Source organism: Citrobacter sp. wls757, from assembly GCF_005280935.1.
GTDB lineage: Bacteria > Pseudomonadota > Gammaproteobacteria > Enterobacterales > Enterobacteriaceae > Citrobacter > Citrobacter portucalensis.
The window spans coordinates 63,557-73,029 of the sequence record NZ_SZWU01000039.1 but is presented as its reverse complement, the minus strand read 5'-3'; the positions used below and the strand labels follow the sequence as shown (position 1 = coordinate 73,029).

The following is a 9,473-nucleotide window of genomic DNA, read 5'->3' as shown; positions in this document are numbered from 1 at the left end:
AAGCGCGGCTGACTCGCAGGCGCAACGCCTGCGGTATAAGCAATGTATTTGTTGATGTAGCGGCCATCCGGCCCTACTTTTTTCGCTGTACCGGTTTTAATAGCGATGCGATAGCCTTTAATGGCCGCCTTCACGCCGCCGCCGCCCGGCAGCGCCACGCTTTCCATCATGTGCACCACGGTACGCACGGTATCTTCCGGGAAGATACGCTCACCCGGAACAGGAGGGTCAACTTTGGTAATCGACAGTGGACGATAAACGCCGTAGCTGCCGATCGTTGCATAGACTCGCGCTAACTGTAACGGCGTTACCATTAGCCCGTAGCCGAAAGAGAAGGTGGCCCTCTCTATGTCAGACCACCGTTGTTTTTGAGGATATAAGCCACTGCGTTCTCCGACCAACCCCAAATTGGTCGCTTTTCCCAGCCCAAAACGTGAGTAAGTATCTACTAACGCTGAGGACGGCATCGCTAACGCCAGCTTGGAAACACCGACGTTACTCGACTTCTGCAAAACCCCGGTGAGGGTTAATTCGCTATAACGCGCCACGTCTTTGATTTCGTGACCATTAATTCGGTAAGGGATAGTATTGAGGACGGTATTTTCGCGAACCACGCCACGCTGCAGCGCGGTCATCACCACCATCGGTTTAACGGTAGAACCCGGTTCAAACACGTCGGTGATGGTACGGTTACGCATCGCGTCTTTTGGCGTACCGGTGAGATTGTTCGGGTTGTAGGACGGACTGTTGGCCATGGCCAGCACTTCACCGGTGTTTACATCCACCAGTACCGCACTGCCTGACTCCGCCTTGTTGAACGCCACGGCGTTATTCAGTTCACGGTAGACCAGTGCCTGTAAACGCTCATCAATGCTCAACGCGAGGTTATGCGCCGCCTGGCTGTCGGTAGAGGAGATATCTTCAATGACGCGGCCATAACGGTCTTTACGTACAATACGTTCGCCCGGTTGTCCGGTGAGCCACTTGTCGAAGCTCTTCTCTACGCCTTCAATCCCCTGGCTGTCGACGTTAGTAAAGCCGATGAGGTGAGCAGTCACTTCTCCGGAAGGATAGTAACGGCGGGATTCTTCGCGCAGGTGGATACCTGGCAGCTTCAGTTTCTTGATGTAGTCGGCCATGTCAGGGTTTACCTGACGCGCCAGATAGATGAAGCGCCCTTTCGGGTTGGCGTTAATGCGGGAAGCCAGTTGATCGAGCGGGAGATTCAGCGCGGTTGACAGCGCTCTCCAGCGTTCGCCAACGCTCACGCCGCCTGCATCATGTACTTCTTTCGGGTCGGCCCATATCGCTTTAACCGGAACGCTCACCGCCAGCGGGCGACCAGAGCGGTCGGTAATCATTCCGCGTGATGTAGACACTTCCTGGACGCGTAGAGAGCGCATATCACCCTGACGCACCAGCATGTCCGGCGCGATGATTTGCAGCCAGGCAACGCGCCCCAGCAGAAAACCCAGTGCCAGCAAAATACAGCCGCACAGTAACGCAAAACGCCAACTGATAAAGTTGGCTTGTTCTTCCTGGCGTTTTGGTTTGTGCGTTTTTGCCGCTGCTTTCATGCGTCGCGTTTATCCTTATTTTTGTACTACGATATTTTCTTGTGAGGGATCGACATGCTGCATTTGCAGCTTTTCCGTTGCGATCCGTTCAACACGGCTATGGTCGCCGAGCGCGTTCTCCTCAAGGATCAAGTTGCGCCATTCGATATCCAGCGCATCTCGCTCCAGAACCAGCTGCTCACGCTGCGCAGTCAGTAACCGCGTATGGTGTGCTGTTGTCACGACGGTAACCGCCGTCAAAATAATGCAAATGAACAGGCAGAGTGGCAGCTTCCCAAACCGCAAAAGATCGTCACCGATCACGCCAGGCAAGGCATGGCGCTCGTTGCTTCCTATCGATCCTTTAACTTTGCTGAGGGCTTCTGTCACTCTGCTGATCATGCGTTCGTCCTCTCTGCAATACGCAGAACTGAACTACGGGCACGAGGATTCTCAGCTACCTCTTCTTCACCCGGCATCATCTTGCCTAGTGCTCTTAACTCACGGCCGCCCAGCTTTTTGATCTGCGCTTCGGTCATCGGTATTCCAGCCGGTACCTGAGGACCACGGCTTTGTTCACGCATAAAGCGTTTCACAATGCGGTCTTCAAGCGAATGGAAACTGATGATCGAAAGGCGACCACCTGGAGCCAGCACGCTGAGCGAGCTTTTTAGCGCCTGCTCTATCTCCTCCAGTTCACTGTTCACCCAAATGCGCACCGCCTGGAAGGTACGGGTCGCGGGATGTTTGAATTTGTCCTTCACCGGCATTGCCGCTGCAATAACTTCCGCCAGCTCTTTGGTGCGGGTCATCGGTTCGATGCGGTTGCGCTCCACGATGGCGCGCGCAATGCGTTTGCCGAAGCGCTCTTCGCCAAAGGTTTTAATCACCCAGGCAATGTCTGCTTCATCGGCGGTTTGCAGCCATTCGGCCGCTGACTGACCGCGTGTTGGGTCCATACGCATATCTAACGGACCGTCACGCATAAACGAGAAACCGCGCTCTGCATCATCGAGCTGCGGTGAAGAAACGCCGAGATCGAGAAGAATCCCGTCGATCTTACCGGTCAGTCCACGCTCGGCGACATAGTCAGCCAGCGCAGAGAAAGGTCCATGTACGATGGAGAAACGGGGATCAGTAATCGTTTTTGCAACGGCAATAGCCTGCGGATCGCGATCGATTGCCAGTAAACGTCCCTCTTCGCCAAGCTGGGAGAGGATCAGACGTGAGTGACCGCCGCGACCAAATGTCCCGTCAATGTAGATGCCGTCTGGACGAATATTCAGGCCGTTTACGGCTTCATCCAGCAACACCGTTGTATGTTTATAATTTTCCGTCATTTTATAGAGACAAATCCTGCAATCGTTCCGACAACGCGCCAGTAACAGACTGCTCAGCGTCGATATCTTCCTTGACCTGTTGATACCAGGTCGTTTCATCCCACAGCTCAAACTTATTGAACTGCCCAACCAGCATCACTTCTTTCGTTAGCCCTGCGTGTTGCCGCAGAATGGGTGCTATCAGTAATCGACCAGCGTTATCCATCTGACATTCGCTGGCATGACCCAACAATAAGCGCTGTACGCGACGCTCAACTGGATTCATGCTCGACAGACGCGATAGCTTCTGCTCGATTATTTCCCATTCAGGCAGGGGGTACAGCAGCAGGCACGGGTGATGGATGTCAATGGTGCAAACCATTTGACCGGTAGCGCTCTCAAGCAGTTGATCCCGATAACGGGTAGGCACGGATAAGCGCCCTTTACTGTCGAGATTAACTAACGTTGCTCCCCGGAACATGCCAGTCTCACCCCCAATTACCACTTTATCCCACAAATTCCCACTTAAAGGAGTTTACGGAGCGGAGGAAAACCTTGTCAAGCAAGTCGCGGCGCTTAGCGGAGCAAAAAACCCATTGTTTACGGCTAATATCAGCGTTGAACAAATTCCGTACAGCAAACGAAGCAAATTAACGTCATGAATATTTGTAAGAAAAAAATCCAACAACTCATCATTGTTTAAAACAACTGAATATCATCCAAAGAAAATATAAAGTGTCAGTTTGCGACGCGAGCGGCATTTTAGGACAATATGCAGCGAGTTAACAGTACCAGTTAATCGGTCTGTACGCCGCGCAGAGCCGAGGTAAGCACCAGATGGCCGCAATACGAGAGCAAAGTGTTTGTTAATTCGGCAAATCCATACAAGCATGTAACAAAATAATACAAGCGTAACGCGTCGTTACGTATCAATAACCCAAAAATGGATAGTTGCATTTTTAATTCGGGGTATTTCAAGAATGAATTTCAGATAATTCTAAAGAATATTCTTAAATATAATGCGGTTATTTCTGAGAATAGAAAAATTGAAGACGTCAGAGGCTTATCCCGCCGACGTCATCAATTGAGGAAACTTAGTTACGGCTGAGAATACCGCGACGGTACAGATTACGCCGTATACGCGTTAAACCTGGTTTTGGTTTACGCGGTTCGTCCAGACTTGCCAGTACAATCTCCAGCACGCGTTCTGCGACATCACGATGGCGCTGTGCCACTGCCAGTACCGGGCACTGCAGGAAGTCGAGCAGTTCGTGATCGCCAAAAGTCGCAATCGCTAAATCAGACGGCAGCTGCCCGTCACGACGCAGGGTCACATCCATCACGCCCTGCAACAGGGCAAACGACGTGGTAAACAACGCCTGAGGCATTGGGTGCGTTTCCAGCCATTTATCAAACAGCTGCGCAGCCGCTTCCCGCTCATAGCTGTTGGCGTACAGGAAATGGACTTCACGCGGATCGTCCTTCCACGCGGTACGAAAACCCTGCTCGCGCAGGAAACTGACGGATAATTCAGGAAGCGCGCCCAGATAGAGGACGGTTTCAGCAGGGAATTTGCGTAACTCCTCTGCCAGCATTTCCGCATCATCCTGATCCGCACCCACAACGCTGGTAAAATGTTCGCGATCCAGTGCACGGTCCAGCGCCACAATCGGGAATGAACTATTTGCCCAGCGTTGGTAGAACGGATGCTCAGGCGGCAAAGAAGTCGACACAATAATGGCATCGACCTGGCGCTGTAAAAGATGCTCAATACAGCGCATTTCGTTATCCGGCTGATCTTCAGAGCAGGCAATCAACAGCTGATACCCACGCTGACGCGCCTGGCGTTCCAGATAGTTTGCGATCCGGGTATAGCTTGTGTTCTCAAGATCCGGGATCACCAGCCCGATAGAACGTGTGCGTCCAGCACGCAGCCCGGCCGCCACGGCATTCGGGTGGTAATTATGCTCACGCACCACCGCCATGACTTTTTCAACCGTTTTGTCGCTTACGCGATATTGCTTTGCTTTGCCATTAATAACGTAGCTTGCAGTCGTTCGCGAAACGCCGGCCAACCGAGCGATTTCATCCAGTTTCACAATTGCCCCTTGCGTAAAATGTACAAACCATAACCTTTTAGATGGCATGGGTTAAACTTCTTAACATCTAAGCGCAGAATAATGACTGCGGCAACCGCTTTTGTCTCTGGTTACTGCTGATTTCGCAAAAAAAAGCGCAGCAGGTAGCATCAGCGAAAGCGGGTTCGTTACCTGCAGGCAGGATAAGGCGTTTATGCCGCTATCCGGCATGACCTCCACGATGAGGCCTGATAGCGCTTTGCTTACCAGGCCTACGGTTGACGATTAGCGCATAATTTTATCGCCACGGGAGAGTCCCACCACACCGGAACGAGCAACTTCCACAATTTTGGCGACTTCACGCAAGGTTGCCAGAAACGCATCCAGCTTGTCGCTGGTGCCCGCCAGTTGTACGGTGTAGATAGACGGCGTCACATCGATGATTTGCCCGCGGAAAATCTCCGTGTTGCGTTTCACCTCCTCCCGGCCATAACCGCTGGCCTGGATTTTCACCAGCATGATTTCTCGTTCAACGTGGGCACCCTGCCCCAGCTCGCTAACGCGCAGAACATCCACCAGTTTGTGGAGCTGCTTTTCGATCTGCTCAAGGACTTTCTCATCCCCTACCGTCTGAATCGTCATCCGCGATAAGGTGGGGTCGTCGGTCGGCGCGACGGTCAGGCTTTCAATGTTGTAACCACGCTGGGCGAAGAGGCCAATCACCCGCGACAATGCACCCGACTCATTTTCCAGCAATACTGATAATATCCGGCGCATAATCAGGTCCTCTCCGTTTTGCTTAGCCACATTTCATCCATCCCGCCCCCACGAATCTGCATCGGGTAGACATGCTCACTGCCGTCGACGGTGACGTCGACAAACACCAGGCGATGGTTACGCACATGCTCCAGCGCTTCACCCAGCTTGCTCTCCAGTTCATCTGGATGATTAATCTGGATACCGATATGCCCATAAGCCTCAGCAAGGCGCACAAAATCGGGCAGCGACTGCATGTAAGACTGGGAGTGACGCCCGGAGTAGATCATGTCCTGCCATTGTTTGACCATGCCGAGATAACGGTTGTTAAGGTTGAGCACCAGCACCGGCAGTTCATACTGCAGCGCCGTCGACAGCTCCTGGATGTTCATCTGAATGCTGCCATCCCCGGTGACGCACACTACCGTTTCATCCGGCAATGCCATTTTCACCCCTAACGCCGCAGGTAAACCGAATCCCATCGTGCCGAGGCCGCCTGAGTTAATCCAGCGACGCGGTTTATCGAACGGATAATAAAGTGCGGCAAACATCTGATGCTGGCCAACGTCAGAGGTCACATACGCTTCCCCTTTCGTCAGACGCCAGATGGTTTCAATCACCGCCTGCGGCTTAATGCTTTCGCTTTGCGTGTCGTATTTCAGACACTGACGGGCGCGCCAGTGCTCAATCTGTTGCCACCAGTCACGGTTATCATCCAGTGGCTGCTGTGATTTCTCTTGCTCCAGCAGTTCGAGCATTTGATCCAGCACCAGACGGGCATCACCCACAATCGGAATATCCGCAGTAACGGTTTTAGAAATAGAGGTCGGATCGATGTCGATATGCAGCACGGTCGCATTCGGACAGTATTTTGCCAGGTTATTTGTCGTTCGATCGTCAAAGCGAACGCCGACAGCAAAGATCACATCGGAATGATGCATGGTCATATTCGCTTCGTAGGTACCGTGCATCCCTAACATGCCCAGCGCCTGACGATGCGTGGCAGGAAACGCGCCCAACCCCATTAGCGAGGAGACAACCGGCAGATTCAGCGCTTCAGCAATCTGAGCTAACTGCTCATGGCAAGCAGCATTGACCGCGCCACCGCCCACATAGACAACCGGTTTCTTCGCCGCGACCAGCGTCTGTAGCGCCCGTTTGATCTGTCCTTTGTGCCCCGTCGTCGTCGGATTATACGAGCGCATACTCACCGAGTCCGGCCAGCTATAAGGCAGTTTCTTCGCCGGATTCAGAATATCCTTCGGCAAATCCACCACCACCGGCCCAGGACGACCGCTTGCTGCCAGCCAGAAGGCTTTTTTCAGCACCTGCGGGATATCTTCCGTTTGTTTGACCAGGAAGCTGTGTTTTACCACCGGGCGGGATATACCTACCATGTCGCACTCCTGGAAGGCATCGTAGCCAATCAGCGACGTTGCGACCTGTCCGGAGAGGATCACCAGCGGAATGGAATCCATGTAAGCCGTTGCGATTCCGGTAATCGCGTTGGTCGCCCCCGGTCCGGAGGTAACTAATACGACCCCCACTTCTCCCGTGGCACGCGCAAGGCCATCAGCCATATGTACCGCCGCTTGTTCATGGCGGACCAGCACATGATCAATACCGCCGACCGTATGCAGCGCATCATAAATATCGAGGACGGCCCCCCCGGGATAACCGAATACCTGCTTCACACCCTGATCGATGAGCGATCGGACGACCATCTCGGCTCCAGACAACATCTCCATGGCTTGCCTCACTCTTATAATGAATTACGGTTTAACAACACATTAACCGCTGACGATGACGCATGGCAATTGACTCCGAAGGGGTGTCACTGGAGTAAATAAGAATAAAAAGGAGGAAAGACGCGAATAAACGGAGAATTAAACCAGCATAAGCAATCAGTATGATAAATAATCGCTTAAAAATGGGAACTTACAGCAATTACTCTATTTTTTGACACTTTTGGACAGACGTAAAAAATAGAGTTCAGCATAAAATTTCAGTTATAAAGACAAAAGCAGAATAAACAGGATGTATTGTCCGGTTTACTCTGCCAAGTGCTACTGCTTACAAACGGAGACTAACAGCTCTTCCATCCATTGATGTCCTTTATCCCGGCCCGCGGCTTCATGCCAGGAAAGATAGCATGTGCGGCTGTTCAATTTTAACGGTAAAGGTAAGATCTGTAGTTCTAAAGAATCGGCAAATTCTTCTGCTAACCAACGCGGCGCAATAGAGACCAAATGCGTTTGCGACACAATATTAAGAACGCTAATTAATGCCATGCCCTGATAAGCTACGCAGGATTGTTTATCCGGTGTGTCATACCATGGTTGGCTGAATGATGCGAAGCGATCAAGTGACACCACCGCATGCTGTTCATTATAGACATCGCTTTCCAATAACGGACCACTAATGCGTGGATGCTTTTTACTTGCGACTAACACCATTTCGTCATTGAATAACGGAATACTGGTAAATTCAGGACGACGGAATTCTTCATAGCTAATAACGAATTCTGTTTCCTGGTAACGTAATTGATGCTCTGTATTTTGATTGAGTGAAGATTTAAATACGACATGAATGTTTGGTGCAACTTGCTCAACCCGATTATAAATCAACGACGTCAGAATATTATCCAATGGGCTGCATACGCAAAGATTGAATACGCGCTCGCTGCTGGCTGGCTCAAAACCCGATCCAGGCAGTTCATTTTGCACTAATTGCAATGCCTGGCGAACAGAACCAAATAGCTGGAAGGCTCTTGCTGTCGGCTGGATACCGCGTCCATAACGAACAAAAAGCTCATCATTAAACATCACTTTCAGGCGCGCGACCGCATTACTGACAGCAGGTTGCGACATTCCTAAAGTATGCGCGGCACGGGTAATGTTTTGTTCTTGCATCACCGCATCAAAGACGGTTAATAAATTAAGATCAACCATGCGAAGCTGTGGCTTCCCCATATCTATAATATTTGTTTTATCTATTATTTTTACTTCTGGCATATTTAACTCCACTGTCACTCTAAACTCCCTTTTCCCAGACGGAGTGAAGAAATAATCTCCGTTAATATGATTTACCATACATATAAGATGAGAAAAAGAAAAAACATTAAAATTAGGAAAACATAAAGGCACAAACCTAAATGAACAAAAAACCAATGCGAGCGCAGTGTGGCAGGTGTCACTGCACGGTGATTCATATGTTTAAATTTCAAAAACAATATAACCATAAGCATGGCGAATATACAATCATACGTATCGTGAATACGTATTTAAGTTTTAATTAAATGTTTATATTATTAATACATTAAAAGTTAACATTAATTTATCAATTATGTGGTGTTACACTGCCCATAGCCATTCATGATTACTATAAGAACAGATAAATCATAAAGATATGAAATCCCAAGAGCGACCTTTTCTTCAGTTCGCCGTTACAATAAATGCAAATAATTATGCTCAAATATGTCAAACCATGAAAAGTATTTACAACCATCAACTGATTAATTTTATGTACTCCGAAAAATTCAGCACAATTCGCTTAAGTTTTGCAGAAACTTCTCCCCTCAAGTAAGGCATTTGCAGGAGTGAGGGTTGACATCAGTCTTCATATCCAGTACCACTAAAAGCATATCGCATTCGCCTGGAGCTTAATTGATGACTTACATTGCTCGTTTTAACGGTCTACTACTACTAAACGCATCTTCATTGCGCGGTAGACTGGTGGACGACATTCAGCATTAAGTCAACTCC

Annotated in this window: 9 protein-coding genes; 1 reads left to right on the top strand and 8 read right to left on the bottom strand. The window is 50.1% G+C overall.

The genetic code is table 11. From position 1 onward, the window contains the following. From ftsI to leuO, 8 genes are all read right to left on the bottom strand, one after another. Positions 1–1,577, bottom strand: a 1,577-nt coding sequence (gene ftsI / locus FDW94_RS10910; protein WP_249358419.1) for a peptidoglycan glycosyltransferase FtsI, incomplete at its 3' end; no start/stop codon positions are given. A 15-nt stretch (positions 1,578–1,592) separates the two neighbouring features. Further along, positions 1,593–1,958 (bottom strand): cell division protein FtsL, encoded by a 366-nt coding sequence (gene ftsL, locus FDW94_RS10905; RefSeq protein WP_000625651.1) that lies wholly within the window; start codon positions 1,956–1,958, stop codon positions 1,593–1,595. Next, positions 1,955–2,896: a 16S rRNA (cytosine(1402)-N(4))-methyltransferase RsmH gene (rsmH, locus tag FDW94_RS10900; protein ID WP_003018789.1), complete on the bottom strand. Its 942-nt coding sequence runs from the start codon at positions 2,894–2,896 to the stop codon at positions 1,955–1,957. The genes ftsL and rsmH overlap by 4 nt, the downstream gene beginning before the upstream one ends. A gap of 1 nt (position 2,897) precedes the next feature. Then, entirely contained in the window at positions 2,898–3,356 is a 459-nt protein-coding gene (mraZ, locus tag FDW94_RS10895; RefSeq protein ID WP_003018792.1) for a division/cell wall cluster transcriptional repressor MraZ, read from the bottom strand. 613 nt (positions 3,357–3,969) lie between these two features. Further along, positions 3,970–4,974, bottom strand: coding sequence for a catabolite repressor/activator (gene cra, locus FDW94_RS10890; protein ID WP_003018794.1), 1,005 nt, complete (start codon positions 4,972–4,974; stop codon positions 3,970–3,972). Positions 4,975–5,238: 264 nt separating this feature from the next. Then, positions 5,239–5,730 carry an acetolactate synthase small subunit gene (gene ilvN, locus FDW94_RS10885; protein ID WP_003829566.1) on the bottom strand — a complete coding sequence of 164 codons (492 nt, stop codon included), beginning with the start codon at positions 5,728–5,730 and terminating at the stop codon, positions 5,239–5,241. Between the two features lie 2 nt (positions 5,731–5,732). Next, positions 5,733–7,457: an acetolactate synthase 3 large subunit gene (ilvI, locus tag FDW94_RS10880; protein WP_020996230.1), complete on the bottom strand. Its 1,725-nt coding sequence runs from the start codon at positions 7,455–7,457 to the stop codon at positions 5,733–5,735. Positions 7,458–7,775: 318 nt separating this feature from the next. Further along, positions 7,776–8,723, bottom strand: a complete 948-nt coding sequence (gene leuO / locus FDW94_RS10875) for a transcriptional regulator LeuO (RefSeq protein ID WP_020996231.1) — start codon at positions 8,721–8,723, stop codon at positions 7,776–7,778. 654 nt (positions 8,724–9,377) lie between these two features. Between leuO and leuL the strand changes: the two genes are divergently transcribed. Further along, the gene (gene leuL / locus FDW94_RS10870) at positions 9,378–9,464 is read left to right on the top strand and encodes a leu operon leader peptide (protein WP_048998978.1); all 87 of its coding nucleotides are present in this window, start codon (positions 9,378–9,380) and stop codon (positions 9,462–9,464) included. Positions 9,465–9,473 lie beyond the last annotated feature (9 nt).